The organism is Alcaligenes sp. HNGD-HTN06 (assembly GCF_049932565.1).
Lineage (GTDB): Bacteria > Pseudomonadota > Gammaproteobacteria > Burkholderiales > Burkholderiaceae_B > Alcaligenes > Alcaligenes ammonioxydans.
Genome location: NZ_CP187782.1, coordinates 3,544,763 through 3,563,922 on the forward strand (window position 1 = coordinate 3,544,763; position 19,160 = coordinate 3,563,922).

The window sequence follows — 19,160 nt, forward strand, 5'->3', positions numbered from 1 at the left end:
TTTTACTCCTGTTCCACCGTTGTAAAGCGGGCCAAGGCCTGGCGCACCACATCAGGCGCTACCGCCTGAACCTTGGCATGAGCTAATTTATCCAGCAGCACAAAGCGCAGCTGGCCACCTTCATTTTTCTTGTCCACCTGCATCAGTTGCAGCCAACGGTCCGCAGGCCATTGTGGTGGCGTGACCGGACATCCGCTGGCTTGAACCAGGGCCTTGATACGGGCCACATCCTGAGCCGGCAGGCCACAAACTAAATGGGACAATTCAGCGGCCATGATCATGCCGCAGCCGACGGCTTCACCATGCAGCCATTGACCATAGCCCATACCGGACTCAATTGCGTGACCAAAAGTGTGGCCAAAGTTCAAGATAGCGCGCAGACCAGACTCGCGTTCGTCCTGCGAGACCACCTCGGCCTTCACTTCGCAGGAGCGGCGGATCGCATGAGCAATCTGCTCCTGATCCAGACGGCGCATGGCGGCGATCTGCTCCTCACACCAGTTGAAGAAATCCAGATCGTAAATCATGCCGTACTTGATGACTTCAGCCAGACCGGCGGAAATTTCGCGAGCGGGCAGCGTCCTGAGTACATCGGTGTCTATTTCCACCGCGATGGGCTGGTAGAAGGCGCCCACCATATTCTTGCCCAGCGGATGGTTGATGGCTGTCTTGCCACCGACTGAAGAATCCACCTGCGCCAGCAAGGTCGTGGGGACCTGCACAAAGCGCACGCCCCGCATAAAGCAAGCTGCGGCAAAACCGGCCATATCACCAATAACCCCGCCACCCAATGCCACGATCAGAGCTTTGCGATCCAGATGACTGCCCAGCAGTGCGTCAAAAATCAGGTTCAGGGACTCCCAGGTCTTGTAAGCTTCGCCATCGGGCAGTTCAATCACGTGAACCGGTTTGCCAGTGGTGACCAGAGCTTCCTTGACCGGCGCCAGATACAAGGCCGCTACGGTAGGATTGGTGACAATTGCAATGGCGGAGGTATCAGCGGGCACGGTGTCTGCAAGCTGCGCCAGACGTCCGGCAGCGATATGGATGGGATAAGCGCCACCCTGGGCGTCAACATGCACTACGGACATTTAGCAACCTCGTTCTTTCAACAGAGACAATAAATGGCGCACCGCATGATGCACCGGCGCCGAGCCGGTCTCAAAGCGGATGTCGGCCACTTCTTCATAGAGGGGTTCGCGCGCCTGCAGCAACTCCTGAATGCGAGCCCGAGGGTCCGCCGTTTGCAGCAGTGGCCGGTTACGATCTCGGGCCACGCGACGGTACAGTTCATCTACCGTGGCGCACAAGTACACTACGATACCGCGATCTTTGATGATCTGGCGATTGGCCTCGGACAAAATAGCCCCGCCACCCGTTGCCAGCACAATTCCGCTCTGGCGCGAACAAATATCGAGCACTGCAGATTCACGTTTGCGGAACCCTTGTTCACCTTCGAACTCAAAGATAGTGGACACTCGCACCCCGCTTCGGGCTTCCAGCTCGTGGTCCAGGTCCATAAACTCGCGTTTGAGTTCCCGCGCCAATTGACGGCCAATGGTCGTTTTACCGGCCCCCATCATGCCCACCAAAATAATGGGTCGAGGGCCAGTTTGTTGTAAATGGAGCAGCTCGGCGTCTGTTAAGGGATCAGGATGTTCTACAGGCATCAGCTCGGCGGGTAAAGAGTGGTTCATTTGTGTATTATCCCATTAGCCTTCCCTAAGCACAGTCCGCTTGCTTAGTATTATTTTGTTACATTGATACTTGGTATGAGGCCCAGTCCTGCTGCGTTTGGACTTTAAAATCAGCCCTAATGAGTTCTTCTTCCCGCTCCCCCAATTCTAAGCCCGAGCAAAGCTCCGGTTCCTGGCTTGCCCGCCTCATCATCAAGACCTCGGTCTTTTTTGTGGGGCTTGGTCTGTGTGCCGCCCTGCTCGGGTCACTTGCGCTAGCTCTGGCTTGGCCCAACCTGCCCGATCTTAGCGCCATGATCGACTACCGCCCCCGAGTGCCGCTGCGCATTTATACGGCGGACAAGGTCTTGATCGGTGAATTTGGCGAAGAACGCCGCAATGTGCTGCGTTTTGACGAAATCCCCGATGTCATGAAATCGGCCATTCTGGCGGCCGAGGACGACCGTTTCTACCAGCACGGTGGTATTGACTGGATGGGGGTCGGTCGCGCGGCCCTGGCCAACATGACCCATATGTCCAAGACACAAGGGGCCAGTACGATCACCATGCAGGTGGCCCGCAACTTCTACCTGTCTTCGGAAAAAACCTATACCCGCAAGTTCTATGAACTGCTGCTGACCTTCAAGATTGAAGCGACGCTGACTAAAGACCAGATTCTGGATCTGTACATGAACCAGATTTATCTGGGTCATCGTGCCTACGGATTTGCGGCGGCGTCACGAACCTATCTGGGCAAGCCCCTGGGTGAGATCACCACCGCTGAAGCCGCCATGCTGGCCGGCATTCCCAAAGCGCCTTCGCGCTTTAACCCGATCGCCAACTTTGAACGCGCCAAAACTCGCCAGGCCTACGTGCTGGGCCGCATGCGCTCACTGGGCTACATCACGGAGCAGGAATACCAGGATGCGATGGCACAGGAAATCGTGGTGAAGTCAGCCTTGGGCACCCCTGCTGGCGGTTACGCCATTCATGGCGAATACGCGGCTGAACTGGCCCGCCAACTGCTGTACGGTGTCTATCAGGACAATGTGTATTCGCGCGGCTTCAACATCTACACCACCATCAACTCCACCGACCAGGAAGCTGCCTACCTGGCTGTGCGCAACGGTATTTTGGATTACACCCGTCGCGCCCCCTACACAGGCCCGCAAGGTCAGGTGGATCTGCCTGCAGGCATTGAAAACGACCATGCCCAGTTGGATGCCATTTTGGACGACTTGCAGGACAAGTACCCCGATACCGGCGATCTGTTGACCGGTGTGGTGCTCGATGCCAACCCCAATCTGATCCGGGTTGCCCGGACCGCCCAGCAAATTATTGATGTCAACGACAAACGTGCCTTGAAGATCGTTGCGCGGGGCCTGGTGAACAATGCCAAGGCAGACGTGCGCATTCAGCGCGGCTCGGTAGTCTATCTGTTCCGCAATGGCGATTACTGGGAAGTAATCAATATGCCGGCGGTACAAGCGGCTTTTGTGTCGGTCCGCCCGCAAGACGGCGCGATTCAGGCCATGGTGGGCGGCTTTCACTTCTCCGATGGGAAGTTCAACCGCGTCACCCAAGCCTGGCGTCAGCCTGGCTCGGCCTTCAAGCCCTTCATCTACGCGTCCTCGCTGGAGCGCGGCCTGACCCCCGCCACCCAGATTTCAGATGAACCTTTTGTGCTGACCGCGGCCCAGACCGGCTCCAAGCCCTGGACGCCCAAGAACTACGGGCGCACGTACGAGCCCATGTTGACCATGCGTCAAGGTTTGTACAAATCCAAAAACATGGTGTCTATCCGTATCATGCAGGCCGTCGGGCCCAAGTATGTACAGGAGTATGTGACCCGCTTTGGTTTCGACAAGGCACGCCAACCCGCCGTTCTACCTTTGGCTCTGGGCGCGGGCAGCGTAACGCCCTTGCAAATGGCGGGTGCCTACTCGGTCTTTGCCAATGGTGGTTACCGTGTCGAGCCTTACCTGATCGACTACGTCACTGACAGCAGCAACAAGGTCATCATGCGCGCCAAGCCAGTAGTGGCCGGCGATGCCGCCGCCCGGGCTATTGATGCCCGTACGGCTTACGTCATGAACGATCTGCTGCGTGGCGTGGCGACCTCCGGGACGGGTGCGCGCGCGTCACGCGAATTGAAGCGTACCGATATTGGCGGTAAAACAGGCACTACCAACGATTCTCAGGATGCCTGGTTTGCAGGCTACACCCCCGAGCTGGTCGGCATCGCCTGGATGGGCTTTGACAAACCGCGCAGTCTGGGCTCCGGGGAAACCGGCGGCGGTGCCTCCATGCCCATCTGGATCAATTACATGCGCACTGCCCTCAAAGACAAGCCTGTGGTGCCTCCTGGCCCTGTGCCCTCTGGCCTGTCACGCATCAATGGGGACTTTTACTTTGACGAGTTCCCACCCGGTCAGGCCATTGCTCGCGTTGGTTTACCTGCTCCCGGTGACGGCGCCTTGCAACAGGGCGGCGGGGATCAGAACGATGGAATTGGTGACCTGCTGCGGCAGCTGGATTCTGATGCCAGCCCCTCGGGCGCTGCCGCGCAACCCTTTGTTCCCTTTTAAATCACCTACCCAAACGCCGGCCTAGCCGGCGTTTTTTTGCTTTGTCCTTCACAATGGCATAATGCTCTGCATTGTCCGCACTGGTTTCATACCTACATGAACAAACTACGTTCCTCCCGTTTGCTGGCCTTGTTGGCACTGAGCGCCTTGCTGGGCGCCTGCGGTTACAAAGGCCCCTTGTACCATCCCCCAGCGCAGGAATCAGCGGACGCCCAGACAGCGCCGCGCTGATTCCCGCCCTGCTCGCCTAACCTCTGTTATTTGTCGACACCATGACCGTTGCACCTCACTTTCAATTTCAGAACAACACGCTACACGCCGAGCAAATTCCCCTGAGCAAGCTGGCTGAAGAATTCGGCACCCCTCTGTATGTGTATTCCCGCCAAGCCTTGCGCGATGCTTGGGAGTCCTACCGAGTGGCTGGCCAGGACCGCAAGTTGTTGGTGTGCTATGGCATGAAGGCCAACTCCAATCTGGCCATTTTGCAAGAATTTGCCCGCTTGGGTACCGGTTTTGATATCGTCTCGGGCGGCGAGCTGGCCCGTGTCATCGCTGCCGGCGGCGACCCTGGCAAAGTGGTGTTCTCAGGTGTGGGCAAACAGGTTTGGGAAATCGAAGCGGCTCTGAAAGCAGGCGTGAAGTGTTTTAACGTCGAGTCCGAAGCGGAGCTGGAACGTGTAGCACAGGTTGCGGAACGCATGAATGTGAAAGCGCCTGTTTCCTTGCGCGTCAATCCAGACGTGGACGCACGCACACACCCTTACATCTCCACGGGCCTGAAAGACAACAAGTTCGGCGTGCCCATTGACCAGGCTCCCCGCATCTACGCACGCGCCCAAGCGCTGCCTAGCCTGAACATTGTGGGTGTGGACTGTCATATCGGCTCGCAGATTACCGAAGTCAGCCCCTATCTGGATGCGCTGGACAAACTGATCAAGCTGATCTTGGCCCTGAAGGAACAAGGGGTGAACCTGACTCATCTGGATTTGGGCGGTGGTCTGGGGATTCGCTATACCGACGAGACACTGGTGACCCCCACCCAACTGCTGACCGAAGTCTTTTCCGCCCTGGACACCAATGGCCTGGGCCATCTGGAGATCGTGCTGGAACCCGGCCGCTCCATGGTGGGTAATGCAGGGGTGCTGCTAAGCCGCGTGGAATATCTCAAACATGGCGAGACTAAAAATTTCGCCATTATTGATGCCGCCATGAACGACCTAATTCGCCCCACGCTGTACGATGCCTGGCACAGCGTGGAAGCGGTAGAGCCTCGCCCAGTGACCGAGACCACTCCCCGCTATGATCTGGTTGGCCCTATCTGCGAAAGCGGCGACTGGCTGGCCCGCGACCGCCAGCTGGAACTGAAACAGGGCGATTTAATTGCCATCATGTCCGCTGGCGCCTATGCCTTTACGATGGCCAGCCAGTACAACACCCGCCCCCGCGCGGCTGAGATTCTGGTCGATGGCGATCAGGTTCACCTGATCCGCCCCCGTGAGACCGTGGACAGTTTGTTTGCCACCGAACGTTTACTTCCCTAAGTCGGGTCTGGATGGCAGATCATAACCATTCAGCCTTAAAGAACTCTCGAATCTGACCGTAAAACAGGCCGGGACTGTACTACCCTTATCAGGCGCAGCAGTCCCGGCCTGTTGCATCCTTGCCGGGAAAGCACAGATTTCGCTGTCAGTGGCCAGACAGTTCGATGGTAAGCGCTGGAGACTGTACCACCATCATGACCACCCCCGGGATACCGACACACGGCTTCGAGCCGGTTACTTCGGCCAGCGAACGCCTGATTCGCGGCTTAAGTCTTTACGTCATCCCTTTGTTTCTGATCATGCTCACGGTATGGGCATTACTGTTCCTGCCGAATCGCTACCCTTCCGTGCCCGGTCAAAGTTTGAGCATTCAGGCACTGGCCAGCCAGCAAGAGCAGGCGGACGCAGAGTTACTGACGCAATTGGAGAACGCTCCGTCCCGGCAGCGGCTTCACCTGAGCGAGCCCCATTGGCTCCTGTTGACCTTGCCTGCTCCCTTCCCCCAGCAGGAGCAGGTCCTGCACTTTCCTGCCTCTCCCATTTCCTCGCTGCACTGCGTGGATGCTCGCAGTGGACGGCCCCTGCGCAACAGCCAGCTGGACCCGCCGACGCCTCTATCACCAGCGCCGGTCAAAAGCTATACCCTGGAGCTGGGTCAGGTCGACCACCCTGACAGCGTGCTATGCCGCGTCGAGACTTCGCGACCTGCCCTCTTGCAAGCCCAGCTTTGGGCCAGTGCTGACATCAGCCATTCCTCGATTCGACTCAGCCGGGGCATCGGGCTACTGGAGGGCGGCTTACTGACCATGGCCATGTTCATGCTGGTTCTGGCAGCCACCAACCGTGCCTGGATCTATCTGCTGCTATCGGTCTGGCTGATTGGCAACCTGCGCCTGGGCGCGATGGCCATGGGTTGGGATACGCAGTGGCTAGGGCTGATCCTGCCCGCCCAGTACATGCCCGTACTGCGCCAGCTCACGATTGCCTGCTACTTCATTCTGAGCTATTCCCTGTTTACCGTCCTGCTGGGCAACTCCATCACTACTGCCCGCCTGCAGCGCCTGCTCCCCACCGTCGGCATCCTGGGTCTGATCCTGCTGCCGGTCTCCCTGCTGGCGCCGGCCTCGATATTCCAGCCCCTCATGTGGATCAGCACTATCTACGCACTGTGCTGCGTATCCGCCGTGCTGCTGTCCATTCTCCTGCACACCCGCTCGCGCATCTTGCTCTGGCAACTGGTGCTGCTGAGCATGGCGCTGTGCATGCTGATTTCAGCCATTTTTCTGGTGGCGTTTGGCCGCTCCAGCTTTGTCGAGAATTTCAACGGCGTCATCGCTTTCCTGTTGTCCAATCTGATGGTGGCCCTGGCGGTAGGCGAGCGCCTGCGTGAAGACCGTAGTGAATCCCTGCGCGCCCGCAATGAATTGATGGCGCATTATCTGCTTACCCCCGTTGGCATGTTCACCCTCAATGAAGCGGGGATATTCTTGCGCATCAGCCCCATTCTGGCCCGCATGTTGAACATCGATGCCGATCCGAGCGAGAGCCCCATCCACTGGACCAACTTTTTTCCCGAGCAAGACTGGAAAGCGGTCGCACAAAGCACCCAGAACGGTCAGGATGTGACCATCACTTATTACGACGCAGACGCTCAACCATGTCAGTTCGCCTTGCGTGTAGCGATTGTCAATCAATGTATTGAAGGATCCTTGCAAGATATCACCGCCCGGGCCGAGACGTACCGTCAACTGCGCCTGATGGCTGACAACGATCCGGTCACCAATGTGCTGAACCAGCGCGGTATCGAAAAGGCACTGGAAGGTCTGCTCAATCGTAGCCAGAACGACAAGCCCTGTCTGCTGGCCTATCTGGACCTGAACCACATCAAGTACGTAAACGGCACCTTCGGACACTCGTCAGGGGATGCGCTGCTGCTGAAAGTATGCGAACAGCTGGAATCGGTTCTGCGCAGTAAAGACAAAATAGGCCGCATCGGCAGCGACGAATTCGTAATTATCTTTGAAGACTGCGAGCCAGAGCAGGCGCGCGTGCTGGCCAATGGCGTACTCGAATCACTGAACAAAAGCCCCCTGCTGGCCGGAAACCGCAGCTTTAACCTGCGCAGTACACTGGGTCTGGTCGAAGTCGCTCCCGGCATGGCGCCTCAGGAAGCCATCTCCGCTGCCAGCCGTGCAGCCCGCGATGCCCGCCGCCTGCATCAGGACATGATTATCTACGGGCAGGACTCCAATGCCCTGCAGGAACACGCTGAAGAACTGCGCCTGTTTGAAGAGCTGGAAGGGGGCTCCTCGCGCGCCCTGTACCTGGAAATGCAACCGATTGCGGCCTTGCGCCGCCCCATGGACAGCCTGAACTTCGAGGCTCTGCTACGCGTGCGGGACTCCTCCGGTCAATTGATTCCCACTGGCCGCATTATTGCCGCCGCCGAAGAAAGCGGCACCATCACCATCATCGACAAATGGGTGTTCTCGGCCACGCTGGAGTGGATGGCCAAGCATGAGGCCCAGTTAAGCAAAACCCAGTGGGTCACCATCAACCTGAGCGGTGTGTCCCTGAATGACGACACTTTCATTCAATGGTTCTTTGACATCCTGGCGCGTTTTGAACATCTGGCCCGCCGCCTGTGCGTGGAAATCACTGAGGGCGTAGCACTGGACGACCTGGAGCATACCCGCAACTTCATGCGGCGACTGCAAAAAATGGGTGTGCGCATCGCGCTGGACGACTTTGGAGCGGGCTACACGTCTTTTTCTTACCTGCGCGAATTACCCGCCGACGCCATCAAGATCGATGGTGCGCTGATTTGCGACATGCTAAAGAAAGAAACCAACGTCGCGATCGTACGCACCATCGTCGAGCTTGCCAACAACCTGGGCATGATCAGCATTGCCGAATGGGTAGAAGACGTCCCGACGCTCAGAGCCCTACAGGAATTAGGCGTAGATTACGTACAAGGCTTCATCATTTCCAAAGCCTGCACTCCGGCAGAGCTGCTCAAAGCCAAATCCATGCCGGACCTGGTCCATGACGCCGCCGCCCGACAGTTTCTACTGGACTCCCAGGAAAAATTCCCGCCAACCATGTAAACCAATAGCCACCCAAGGCCCGCAGAGAGCCTGGGTGGCAAATGACAGGGCCTGCCACCACCTGTGGACGCGCACTCGTCTCAAATGCCATGGGGAAGCTATGAGTGCTTTCCTGACACCATCGCCGTCACGCACATACCCAGCCAAGCCCTGTCGCACCCCTTATTACGGCGTGATACCCAGCTCTAAAATTTGCACTTCGGAGCGGATACTGCTGCAGGTGCAGGCGCGTATCTAAGACAGAAACAGTAAATAGAACGGATAGACCTGAAGGTCGATACAGACATCCCGCTAGCTTTGGCTTTGATGGTCTGGGTCTGGGGCCTAAGTCCTGACCTGAGTCTGGCTATGGCTCAATCGAGTCATCTCGATACAACAGGCTTCCGATCAACACCTGGCCCGGAACATCAGCGGCGCCCCCAGAGACTACTTCCCTGCAAAGAACGCCTCACCAAACAGTCTGGTCACAAAAAAACCCGAGTCCGGCATCCAGCCAAACTCGGGTTTCCCATTCTCAAGCTCGCATTCTGAGACCGATCCCCCAGCCTCAGAACAAGAAAAAACTTATAGTTCCCCGTAGGAGTGCAGCCCCGACAGGAACATATTCACGCCCAGGAAGGCAAAGCTGGTAATGAGCAAACCCGCCAGAGCCCAGTACGCTGCCATCGTGCCACGCAGACCTTTGAGCAAACGCAAGTGCAACCAGGCCGCATAATTCAGCCACACGATCAGGGCCCAGGTCTCTTTCGGGTCCCACTGCCAATACGTACCCCAGGCGTCAGCAGCCCACAAAGCGCCCAGCACGGTTGCTACCGTAAAGAAGGCAAAACCCACCGCAATCGCGCGGTACATGATGTCATCGAGCACTTCCAGCGACGGCAGCTTGCGTGAAATCGGACCCCGGAAATACAGAATTGTGCCCACGATCACGCTACCGATACCGAAATACAGCATCCAGGTCGGCGAGAGCTCCCGAGAACCAAAAATCATGGGTTCGGCACACAGAATGGCACCCAGCAAAAACACCGGAATCAGCTTGGCACGCGAACGGGTTTCGCCATTTTCCTTGACCAGATACGCAAACCCGACCATGGCTGCCAAGGAGAACGTACCGTAACCAATAAAGTTGGCAGGCACGTGCAACTTCATCCACCAGCTTTTGAGTGCTGGCACCAGCGGTTGAATCTGATGGGCATCACGCGTAAAGGAGTACCACAGCAAAAAGATCACCAGCGAACTGATTGCCAGCAGCACAAAGCCACCCAAGGCACGGGTGTTGTAACGACGTTCGTAGTACAGATAGAACAAGGCAGTAACCAGCGCCAGCAACACGAACACTTCGTACAAATTACTGACTGGAATATGGCCGATATCCGGGCCCAGCAAATGGCCTTCACGCCAGCGCACCAGCAACCCCGTCGTACCTGCATACACGGCCGCCCACGTCAGCCCAGAAGCCATCCAGGCTGCTGTATTACTGAAAAAGCCCGCCCAATACATGACGGTGGCCAGAATAAACAGCGCACACATCCACAAGATGGCAGACTGGGACGAAAACAGATATTTCAGCAGGAAAACCGAATCGGCTTTTTCAATGTCGCCGGTGCCAAGGCCATTACCGGTGCTGTAGAGCCAGATCGCCAGCAAGGCTGTCACGCCACATGCCAGCGTCAAGGTACGCAGCGGACGCCACAGCCACCCCAACCAGGCCACAAAAGGCACGAAAGCGACCAGAATGATCTTCTCGTAGTAATCCATGCTGGTGCTGTAGACGTTAAGCGCATAAGCCGCGCCCAAGGCCAGTACCACCAGATACAACACATCCGTCCAGTCAGGACGACCACGAATGCCTCGCCGGTCACCGCTGGAAGCGATATTGTCTTGCCACATCGTTGGAGTGGCCGAAGAAAGGGTCTGCGCCATAGCTACACCTTGTCAGACAGATAGCCGATTGAACGCCGCTTTCAGGCGTTCAAACTCGAGGTTAAAGTCCAAGTTGCGACGTTGAGAAGTCATGGCAGCCATTACGCGACTGCCTTGGTTGTGAGGGCGAATCCAAACCCACACGCGGCGATCCCGGATATAGAACATCGAGAACACGCCAATAATCAAAAACAGACAACCCAAGTACACAATGTACATGCCTGGGCTGCGTGCCACCTGGAATACACTGGCCTGAACCTGTTCAAAACTGTCCAGGGTCAACATCACCGGTGCCGGGTAATCCGGCAGATTGGCAAACGCCAGCACGGCAGATTGAATCCAACGGTTGGCCTCATTATTTTCCTGGCTGTAATCCAGTTCTGGCAAGCCTTGTTGCTGCCTGACCAAATCACGCAATTCCGACAAGGTGAACTGAATCATGGGGATAGCAAAACCCAGGATACGTTCCCGTTCAGCTTCGGGGACACGGCTGATCAAACCATCAAAACCAGCACGTACAAAGGTTTGCAATGCCGTTTTGGACGCCGACAACATCAACTCTTTTTGCTCGGGTGACGAGGAGTTGCGCTCGGCAAAGCGTTCAGCCGCCTGGCTGACCAAGGCTTCATTCTGCGTAGCCGCCCGCAAATCCATGAATTCTTTTAAAGAACCCTTGTCGTCAGCCGGCAGACGCACATAACGAAACGGCTCGGCGGGCGAAAAACGCATCCCGGCCAGAAACACCAGGGTGTCATCCAGTTCCACCGGCAGCATGTAATTCACAAACTCGCGAGACTGCCCCTGGTCGTCAATCAAACGATAGTTCACGCTGGGGCCGACGTTCTTCAAATTCTGGTCTTTCTTGTTGGCAGCGCTACCGGTGACCGCCGCCACGTGCTCAATCATGGCCTTGGGCTGGGGGTCGCCCTCGGACAGGTTTTCCACATTAATGGGACGCAGTTCAGTCAACTGAACAGTCAGAGCATGCTCGCTGGGACTTTGCTGGGCAGTAATGCCCATGCTCTCACCCACTTTCCCATTCAACTCAAAGGGTGCGGCACTCGGACCCACCAGCGGATAGCCCTTCAGACTCAACATACTGCCGCCATCGTCAAAACCGGACTGGTAAACCGTCACACCCTTGTAGCGTAACGGTTCGTTGACCTCGATCGTGCGCTCGAAGGTATCGCCCGTCACGGGATCGGTTACTTCCACTTCGCTCTTGAAACTGCTGGGCATCCCCGTGGAGTAGTACTCCACCAGAAAACGCTTCAACTCCAAGGCGAACGGCAACGGCTGAATCAGCACCCCTTCACCGGAATTGACTACTGCTGTCGCCGTGCGCGCCCCTTCTGGCACCAGCATGTTGGCACGGAAACTGGGATTGCCCAGACCCAGTCGTCCCGACTCGGGCACCTGGGAAATCAGCATATTTTCGGTAATCGGTTGTTTGCCACCCAACCACACCTGCAAACGCACGGGCAATTCGCTGTCAAGTAAACCGCCGACACAAATCACCACGATGGCCAGGTGCGCAAAAATGTATCCCAGCTTGTTGGCGCTCCCTTTTTTGGCCGCCATCATCATGCTGCCGTCATTATCATGACGCACACGCACCGCATAGCCTTGCGACTGCAGCCAGCCCTGAACCTGTTCACGATTATGCTCAGGGCCACCTGCGCTCTCCAGCTCGACGCGGTGAGGGAAGGCTTTCAGGCTGCCACCGCGCACGTGCTCCTTGAACGTGCGCATTTCACGGATCATCTTGGGCGCATTGCGGATGACGCACAGCGTGGTCGATACCACCAGAAACGCCATAATGACCATGAACCATCCACTGTTGTAGACAGACCAGATCGAGAAATGATCGAACAACTCAAACCAGTAAGGTCCAAATTGATCAATATAGGTATTGGCAGGCTGATTTTGTGCCAGAACGGTGCCGATCAGACTGGCTACGCAAATGAACATCAGCAAGCTGATGGCAAAGCGCATCGAACCGAGCAATTCCAGGAAATCGGCCGCAAAGCGACGCACGGGAGATACTTTTTTCACAAGGGCTAGCTTAGGAGGTGTGGGGGGTTCACCGGAAACATCCAGACTTGGAACGCAGAACACGCCCAAAGTTCGATTACTGGACAAAACACCAACACGAGACCTGGCCTGAAGCGGCACTGCCCGTTGTTACGGCACCCGAAAACTGCGGCCGTCAGGACTCGAAGCCGCAGCGAATACAGGTTTCAGACAGTCAGGGGGCCATTGGCCCCCCTTGACGGATTAACGCAGGCCAGCTGCGAAATCGGATACGGCCGCAATGTCGGCATCCGACAAACGGTCTGCGATGTCATACATCATCGGGCTGTTGGCACGGTCGCCACTACGGAACAACTTGAGCTGATCCGCAATATAGGCGGGGTGCTGACCGGCCAGACGGGGGTACTGGCCGGGCATGCCGGCGCCATCGGGCGAATGGCAAGCCGCACAGGCAGGAACACCGCGCTCGGGCAAACCACCCCGCCAGATCTTCTGGCCACGTACCATGGTGTCTTCCTTGGTCGCGTTAGCGGCCTGGTCCCAGTTCACCGCTTGCTGAGACAGGTAAAACGCCACGTTCTTGATATCGTCTTCAGTCATACCGGCAGCAATGGCAGTCATCAGGCTGTTCGCGCCATCAGGACCACGGCGGGCAGGAACGGACTTCTCGTCCTTGGCACGGAAGTCGTGCAGCTGCTTGACCAGGTACTCGTACGGCTGGTGAGCCAGCGACGGGTTGACCGGAATAATACTGTTGCCGCCATCCCCGTGACAGGTCACACAGGCCAGCACGCCACGCGACATCTCACCTTGCAGGTAGAGCTGCTCGCCTTTGGCGGCATCTGGCTCGGGCAGACCAGCTGCATTGGCCACGTTAGCGGTAAAAACCACAGAGCAAGCCATCGTCAGGCTGCTTGCGATAACGACTCGGGAAAGCGCACGCTTCATTTGGACCTCGATAATCGCGAATCAATCGGGGTGCCGCATGCGCCCCGCAAAAGCCACCGTAAGCCGCTGGTCAGTACCCAGTGGACTACGACATTACTGTTTCAAATCGAGAGATTATACAATAGGCGCTGAACCAATATGGAATTACGCTGCAACCATGTCGATACTGCACCGCGCTCACTTCACGATTTCAGCTGCTCAGATCGATCAGCTGCCTCCTCCCGGACCGCCAGAGGTCTGTTTTGTGGGGCGCTCCAATGCGGGCAAATCCTCCGCCATCAATGTGTTGGCCAACCAACGAAAACTGGCTTTTTCCAGTAAAACGCCAGGGCGAACACGTCTGATCAACATGTTCGGCATCCCCGATCCGCTCTCGCCGGGCGACTATCTGGGCCACCTGGTGGACTTGCCCGGCTATGGCTACGCCGCCGTGGCCCGCCACGAAAAGCAGGACTGGGCCGAGATTCTGGGCGACTACCTGGCCACCCGTCCCTCGATTGCCGGCATTGTGTTGCTGATCGACATCCGGCGCGGCGTGACCGACCTGGACTTGCGCCTGGTCGATTGGATTGCACCGACTGGCAAGCCCGTACTGGTGCTTTTGACCAAGGCCGACAAACTGCCTTATGGTCAACGTATCAAGGCGGTAGCCGAAGTACGTCGCCAGCTCCGGGAAATTGGCGCCCTTCACGCGCTGCCCTTCTCCTCCACTGATCGTATCGGCTTGCCCGAAGCGACCGAATGCATCGAAAACTGGATTTCTCCGAAGGTTGTTCCATGACTCGTTTTATTCCTCCTGCCGACTTTCCTAATACTCGCCTGCGCCGTAACCGCCGCGACGAGTTTTCCCGCCGTCTGGTGCGCGAAAACCGCCTGTCCACTGACGACCTGATCTATCCGGTCTTTGTGCGTGAAGGCGAGAAAGTGCAGGAGCAGGTCGGCTCCATGCCGGGCGTCATGCGCTACTCGCCTGACGAACTGATGCGCGTGGCCGAACAGTGTCTGGAACTGGGCATCCCCGTGCTGTCCCTGTTCCCTTCCATCGACCCGTCGCTGAAAACGCCCGATGGCAGCGAGGCCGCCAACCCGAATGGCCTGATCCCCCGGGTGGTGGGCATGCTCAAGCAGCAGTTTCCCGAGCTGGGCGTGCTGACTGATGTCGCTCTGGACCCCTATACCAGCCACGGCCAGGACGGCATTTTGGACGATGCTGGCCACATCCTGAATGACGAGACGGTGGCCATGCTGATCCGTCAGGCTCACACGCAGGCTCAGGCAGGCGTAGACATTGTGGCTCCCAGCGACATGATGGATGGCCGTATCGGCTCCATCCGCGCCGCCTTGGACAAGGACCAGTTCATCCACACCCGCATCATGGCCTACTCGGCCAAGTACGCCAGTGCCTTCTACGGCCCGTTCCGCGAGGCGGTGGGTTCAGCGGCCAATCTGGGCCGCTCCAACAAGAACACCTACCAGATGGACCCGGCCAACCGTAATGAAGCGCTGCGCGAAGTGGCGGCCGACATCCGCGAAGGTGCCGATATGGTCATGGTCAAGCCCGGCCTGCCTTATCTGGACATTCTGCGCGACGTCAAAGACGCGTTTGGCATGCCGACCTACGCCTACCAAGTCAGTGGCGAATACGCGATGATCAAGGCCGCTGCCCAGAACGGCTGGCTGGATCACGACAAGGTCATGATGGAATCGCTGCTGGCATTCAAGCGTGCCGGTGGGGATGGCATTCTGACCTATTTCGCCATCGAAGCGGCCAAGCTGATGCGCGAACAGAACTGCTGATTCACATCAATCAGAACGCAAAAAACGCAGCCCATGAGCTGCGTTTTTTGTTGCTTGTACGCGACGATCTACCGACTGTTAGGCACCGATAAGCCCGGTTTCGAAAAAATCAACGTCTTCAAGCACCGGCCAGAGCCTCATCCAACACTTTGGAAAAGCGGCTGGCATCCTGAAAACCAATCACGCGCAATTGCTCCAGCTGTTTCCCTTTGGAATCAAAAAACAGGATGCCGGGAGGTCCAAACAAGCGGAAATGTTTCAGCAATGCCCGATCCTCAGGGGTGTTGGCCGTCACATCCACCTGCAGCAACTCAAACTGCGCCATGCGTTGCGCGACGGCGGGATCGCTAAACGTGAAATTCTCCATTTCAATGCAGGACACACACCAGTCTGCGTAGAAATCCAGCATTACGGGGCGAGTGGTCTTGGCCAGACGCCCTTCCAGCTCCTGCAGGGTCAGTACGCGCTGGAACTCAACCTGGCTTTGGGCTGCCGTCACCGTACCCGAGGATTTCAGCCCTTCCAAAGGGCGAATCACGCTGGGGCGACCCAGGGCAATGCTGATCATCATCATGATGGCCCAGACCGCCAGCATCATGCCCACACCCTGTCGCAAGCCCGACCACGGCGTACGTGCAGCCGTGCCGCGCCCAAACGCGCCCAGCAAGGCAGCCGCCCACAAAGCCAGGACAACCCAGCCAAAGACAGCCATCGTGCCAGACATCAGGGGCGAGACCATCCACCAGGCGGTAGCCAGCAACAAGACACCAAAAGCGGTCTTGACGCTTTCCATCCAGGCGCCGGCCTTGGGCAAGACACTGCCCGAACCCGCACCCACAATCAGCAGCAAGACGCCTGAACCCCAGGCCAAGGCAAACAGGGCCGAACCACCCAGGACCACATCCCCCGTCTGCGAGATAAACAGCAGCACGCCCGCCAGAGGCGCTGCCACGCAAGGACCGACAATCAGCGCAGACAGCATGCCCATCAGGAACACGCCACCCATCTGCCCGCCCGGCAAACGGTTCATGGTTTTATTCAAACGATTTTGCAGCGCCGCCGGAGCCTGTACCGTGAAGACATCCAGCATGGACAAGGCCAGCACCACCAGGATCAAGGCGAACAGACCCAATACCCACGGGTTCTGCAACCAGCTCGCCAAACCGGCTCCCAGCAAGCCGGCGGCCACACCCAGCAAGGTGTAGACCAGGGACAGACCCAGCACAAAGGCGAACGCCATCTTCAGGCCGTGCCAGCGCGATGGCGCAGGCTGATTCCGTCCAGCAATGATGGACAGCAAAATCGGCACCATCGGCAGGACGCAGGGCGTAAAGGACAGCAGCAGGCCAAACACAAAGCTCAGCAGCACGATCTGACCCCACCCAGCCTGCTTGAGGTAGTCGGCCAGACCCACATCACTCAGGCTCAATGCCGAGGCCACCCCCGCACTACGGGAAGGGGCGACCGTGGAATCGGGGTTCGCCTGGGCCGGATTCTGGCTTGCCCCCTCTCCTGGGGCCGGCACCGACACCACGCCAAAAGGCCCCGCCACTTCCCAGCCCTGCCCGGTGGGGATCAAGGTCAGCGTTTGAGTCGACGGGGAATAGCATAGACCTGCGTCGGCACAACCCTGACTGACCACATCGACCGTCAGATCGTGTCCTATGGAGCTGTCTGCCAGGACCGGTACGCGCAACGTAACCGAATGGCGGTAGACCTCCATGACCTCGTCAAAGGTAGGATCGTAAACCCGCTCTCCTTCGGGCAGTTGAAGCTTGCCTACCTGCTCCGCCTTCTCGGTCGAGACGGCGAAACGCTTGCGATACATATAGTATTCAGGCGCAATCTGAAAGTGGATATCCAGCTGATCGGGCTGACTCATGGCCGCCGTCAACACAAACGCCTGCTCAGGGTCCAGAAACTCTTCTTCTGCCTGCGCCGCCAAGGGCGTTGCCAGCCAAGCCAGCATCAGGGCAAAAAAAACAGCAAACCAGGCCCCAGGGCCATGGGCGGAAAATGGAGAACGCTTTAAAGACAAAGGCACAAATCTATTCCGATTTATTAGGCTGGGCTATCTGCACTCACGCAGGGCGTGTCTGGGTACGAACCCAATCCAGATAAGCGGTGAAACCACCAACAACCGGAAGCACAATCAATTCAGGCAGCTCGTAAGGATGCTGCTCACGCAAGCGATCTGCCAATTCCGGTAGCCGGGCCACTGTGGTTTTGAAAGTCAGCGTGATTTCCTCATCGCCTTGCAACTCCCCTTGCCACATGTACATGGACAAGCTGCTGGGCGCAAGGTTCGCACAAGCGGCAATTCCGTCCTCAACCAGATGATGAGCCAGATATTTGGCCAGCATCATATCCGGCACCGTGGTTTGCGCCAGCACCAGCTGCTGCGCGTCCAGATCGGGCAAGGTCAAGGCTAAGGGCGTTTTGGAATTAGGGGGAGTATCAGCGGACATGCGGGGCTCCTAGTCAGAGCCCTTAGTGTAGCGCCGGATGGCAATGCTTAGCTGCCAGACCGGGGACGACTCAAGCCGCTCAATGTTTCAGACGGGCGCTCGCCAAAGCTATGCCGGTAATCCGCGGAAAACTGCCCCAAATGCGTAAAACCGCAAGCCAAGGCAACCTCGGTGACCGACATCCCGCCTTGTTGCAAGTAACGCCGGGCTGCCTCCAAACGCATTTGTTTCAAACGTGCCATGGGTGCTACGCCCAGATGCTCCCGGAACCCTGCGTACAGACTGCGCACGCTCACACCGGCCGCCTGGGCAATATCGCCATTGGTGATAGGCTGACCGGCCTGGCTTTCCATGAAGTCTAGGGCACGCCGCAAAACATGGGGCAAAGCGGCCGGCGTCTTGTGCGCAGGCTGATTGTGCTGATGCAGTTCGAACAAGGCATAAATCAGGGTCTGCTCAAACTGGCGCACCTGACGGGGCTGGTCGAACAAGGTGCCATCGGACACTTCGGCAAACTGCCAGTCCAGCAGGCGACGCAGGCTGGCACCACCGGGCGCATCAAAAGGAATGGAGGGCTGAAACTCCAATGGGCCACGCACGGGCTGCGCAAAATAGTCCTGATAATGACGCTCCAGCCCTTGGCGACCTATACGGACGAACAACTTGTCGGCTTCCAGGCTGTGTTCCATGCTGAAAGCTTGCGTCGGGCTGATGATGGAAGCCAGACGTGATGTGGAGGCAAAGCGTCCATGTTCCGTATGGATCTGCTCTTGCCCCGACAGGGGAATCTGCAAGAGATAGAAGTCATCCAGCGGCTGAGGCTCAATCTGCACCTGCGCCCCATAGCGCAAACGACCATAGGCCACATCCTGGCCTTGGCGTAAATACAGTCGGGCGTTCAGGCGCTGACGCGTATCCGCCAGGGTCAGGCTGTGCGGACAGAAAACCTGGGAGATATAGTGCTGAACGCAGTCCACATCCTGCGAATGCAGCTGGGCATAGCGATTCAGTATGGTGGTCATGAGCGTCGCAACAAGCGATAAAAAAAGCTGTGCCCTAGTGTGACACAGCCTCCCGC

Annotated in this window: 14 protein-coding genes; 6 read left to right on the forward strand and 8 right to left on the reverse strand. The window is 57.5% G+C overall.

The genetic code is table 11. The annotated features are described in order from the left end of the window. Nucleotides 1-2: 2 nt before the first annotated feature. Entirely contained in the window at nucleotides 3-1,091 is a 1,089-nt protein-coding gene (aroB, locus tag ACOZ42_RS16215) for a 3-dehydroquinate synthase (protein ID WP_003805299.1), read from the reverse strand. Further along, nucleotides 1,092-1,697 carry a shikimate kinase gene (locus ACOZ42_RS16220; RefSeq protein ID WP_003805300.1) on the reverse strand — a complete coding sequence of 202 codons (606 nt, stop codon included), beginning with the start codon at nucleotides 1,695-1,697 and terminating at the stop codon, nucleotides 1,092-1,094. Nucleotides 1,698-1,816: 119 nt separating this feature from the next. Between ACOZ42_RS16220 and ACOZ42_RS16225 the strand changes: the two genes are divergently transcribed. From ACOZ42_RS16225 to ACOZ42_RS16240, 4 genes are all read left to right on the forward strand, one after another. Then, complete coding sequence (locus tag ACOZ42_RS16225; protein ID WP_003805303.1) at nucleotides 1,817-4,264, forward strand: penicillin-binding protein 1A; 2,448 nt, start codon at nucleotides 1,817-1,819, stop codon at nucleotides 4,262-4,264. Nucleotides 4,265-4,360: 96 nt separating this feature from the next. Next, entirely contained in the window at nucleotides 4,361-4,495 is a 135-nt protein-coding gene (gene lptM / locus ACOZ42_RS16230) for an LPS translocon maturation chaperone LptM (protein WP_003805306.1), read from the forward strand. Between the two features lie 41 nt (nucleotides 4,496-4,536). Then, the gene (lysA, locus tag ACOZ42_RS16235; RefSeq protein ID WP_003805308.1) at nucleotides 4,537-5,805 is read left to right on the forward strand and encodes a diaminopimelate decarboxylase; all 1,269 of its coding nucleotides are present in this window, start codon (nucleotides 4,537-4,539) and stop codon (nucleotides 5,803-5,805) included. 194 nt (nucleotides 5,806-5,999) lie between these two features. Then, nucleotides 6,000-8,912 carry a putative bifunctional diguanylate cyclase/phosphodiesterase gene (locus ACOZ42_RS16240; protein WP_426345375.1) on the forward strand — a complete coding sequence of 971 codons (2,913 nt, stop codon included), beginning with the start codon at nucleotides 6,000-6,002 and terminating at the stop codon, nucleotides 8,910-8,912. A 564-nt stretch (nucleotides 8,913-9,476) separates the two neighbouring features. On the opposite strand, the gene ccsB is transcribed toward ACOZ42_RS16240, so the two are convergent. From ccsB to ACOZ42_RS16255, 3 genes are all read right to left on the reverse strand, one after another. Continuing rightward, complete coding sequence (gene ccsB, locus ACOZ42_RS16245) at nucleotides 9,477-10,835, reverse strand: c-type cytochrome biogenesis protein CcsB (RefSeq protein ID WP_039944080.1); 1,359 nt, start codon at nucleotides 10,833-10,835, stop codon at nucleotides 9,477-9,479. 12 nt (nucleotides 10,836-10,847) lie between these two features. Beyond that, a complete protein-coding gene (locus tag ACOZ42_RS16250; protein ID WP_240209111.1) occupies nucleotides 10,848-12,890 on the reverse strand; it encodes a cytochrome c biogenesis protein ResB in 2,043 nt (680 codons plus the stop codon). Nucleotides 12,891-13,112: 222 nt separating this feature from the next. Next, the gene (locus ACOZ42_RS16255) at nucleotides 13,113-13,817 is read right to left on the reverse strand and encodes a c-type cytochrome (RefSeq protein ID WP_051010476.1); all 705 of its coding nucleotides are present in this window, start codon (nucleotides 13,815-13,817) and stop codon (nucleotides 13,113-13,115) included. Nucleotides 13,818-13,974: 157 nt separating this feature from the next. On the opposite strand from ACOZ42_RS16255, the gene yihA reads away from it, so the two are divergent. After that, nucleotides 13,975-14,598 (forward strand): ribosome biogenesis GTP-binding protein YihA/YsxC, encoded by a 624-nt coding sequence (yihA, locus tag ACOZ42_RS16260; protein WP_003805318.1) that lies wholly within the window; start codon nucleotides 13,975-13,977, stop codon nucleotides 14,596-14,598. Next, entirely contained in the window at nucleotides 14,595-15,614 is a 1,020-nt protein-coding gene (hemB, locus tag ACOZ42_RS16265) for a porphobilinogen synthase (protein ID WP_003805319.1), read from the forward strand. Before yihA ends, hemB begins: the two co-directional genes overlap by 4 nt. A gap of 118 nt (nucleotides 15,615-15,732) precedes the next feature. Here the strand turns inward: hemB and dsbD are convergent, their stop codons facing one another. From dsbD to ACOZ42_RS16280, 3 genes are read right to left on the reverse strand one after another with little or no spacing between them, the layout of a single operon-like run. Further along, nucleotides 15,733-17,658, reverse strand: coding sequence for a protein-disulfide reductase DsbD (dsbD, locus tag ACOZ42_RS16270; RefSeq protein WP_426345376.1), 1,926 nt, complete (start codon nucleotides 17,656-17,658; stop codon nucleotides 15,733-15,735). A 37-nt stretch (nucleotides 17,659-17,695) separates the two neighbouring features. Next, nucleotides 17,696-18,082 carry a divalent-cation tolerance protein CutA gene (cutA, locus tag ACOZ42_RS16275; protein ID WP_003805324.1) on the reverse strand — a complete coding sequence of 129 codons (387 nt, stop codon included), beginning with the start codon at nucleotides 18,080-18,082 and terminating at the stop codon, nucleotides 17,696-17,698. A gap of 47 nt (nucleotides 18,083-18,129) precedes the next feature. Then, on the reverse strand, nucleotides 18,130-19,104 hold the full coding sequence (locus ACOZ42_RS16280; protein WP_426345377.1) for an AraC family transcriptional regulator: 975 nt from the start codon (nucleotides 19,102-19,104) through the stop codon (nucleotides 18,130-18,132). Nucleotides 19,105-19,160 lie beyond the last annotated feature (56 nt).

Excerpts from the sequence above, each read along its gene's own strand:
- aroB (WP_003805299.1), bottom strand. The coding sequence starts at position 1,091 with ATGTCCGTAGTGCATGTTGACGCCCAGGGTGGCGCTTATCCCATCCAT.
- ACOZ42_RS16220 (WP_003805300.1), bottom strand. The coding sequence starts at position 1,697 with ATGAACCACTCTTTACCCGCCGAGCTGATGCCTGTAGAACATCCTGAT.
- ACOZ42_RS16225 (WP_003805303.1), top strand. The coding sequence starts at position 1,817 with ATGAGTTCTTCTTCCCGCTCCCCCAATTCTAAGCCCGAGCAAAGCTCC.
- lptM (WP_003805306.1), top strand. The coding sequence starts at position 4,361 with ATGAACAAACTACGTTCCTCCCGTTTGCTGGCCTTGTTGGCACTGAGC.
- lysA (WP_003805308.1), top strand. The coding sequence starts at position 4,537 with ATGACCGTTGCACCTCACTTTCAATTTCAGAACAACACGCTACACGCC.
- ACOZ42_RS16240 (WP_426345375.1), top strand. The coding sequence starts at position 6,000 with ATGACCACCCCCGGGATACCGACACACGGCTTCGAGCCGGTTACTTCG.
- ccsB (WP_039944080.1), bottom strand. The coding sequence starts at position 10,835 with ATGGCGCAGACCCTTTCTTCGGCCACTCCAACGATGTGGCAAGACAAT.
- ACOZ42_RS16255 (WP_051010476.1), bottom strand. The coding sequence starts at position 13,817 with ATGAAGCGTGCGCTTTCCCGAGTCGTTATCGCAAGCAGCCTGACGATG.
- yihA (WP_003805318.1), top strand. The coding sequence starts at position 13,975 with ATGTCGATACTGCACCGCGCTCACTTCACGATTTCAGCTGCTCAGATC.
- hemB (WP_003805319.1), top strand. The coding sequence starts at position 14,595 with ATGACTCGTTTTATTCCTCCTGCCGACTTTCCTAATACTCGCCTGCGC.
- cutA (WP_003805324.1), bottom strand. The coding sequence starts at position 18,082 with ATGTCCGCTGATACTCCCCCTAATTCCAAAACGCCCTTAGCCTTGACC.
- ACOZ42_RS16280 (WP_426345377.1), bottom strand. The coding sequence starts at position 19,104 with ATGACCACCATACTGAATCGCTATGCCCAGCTGCATTCGCAGGATGTG.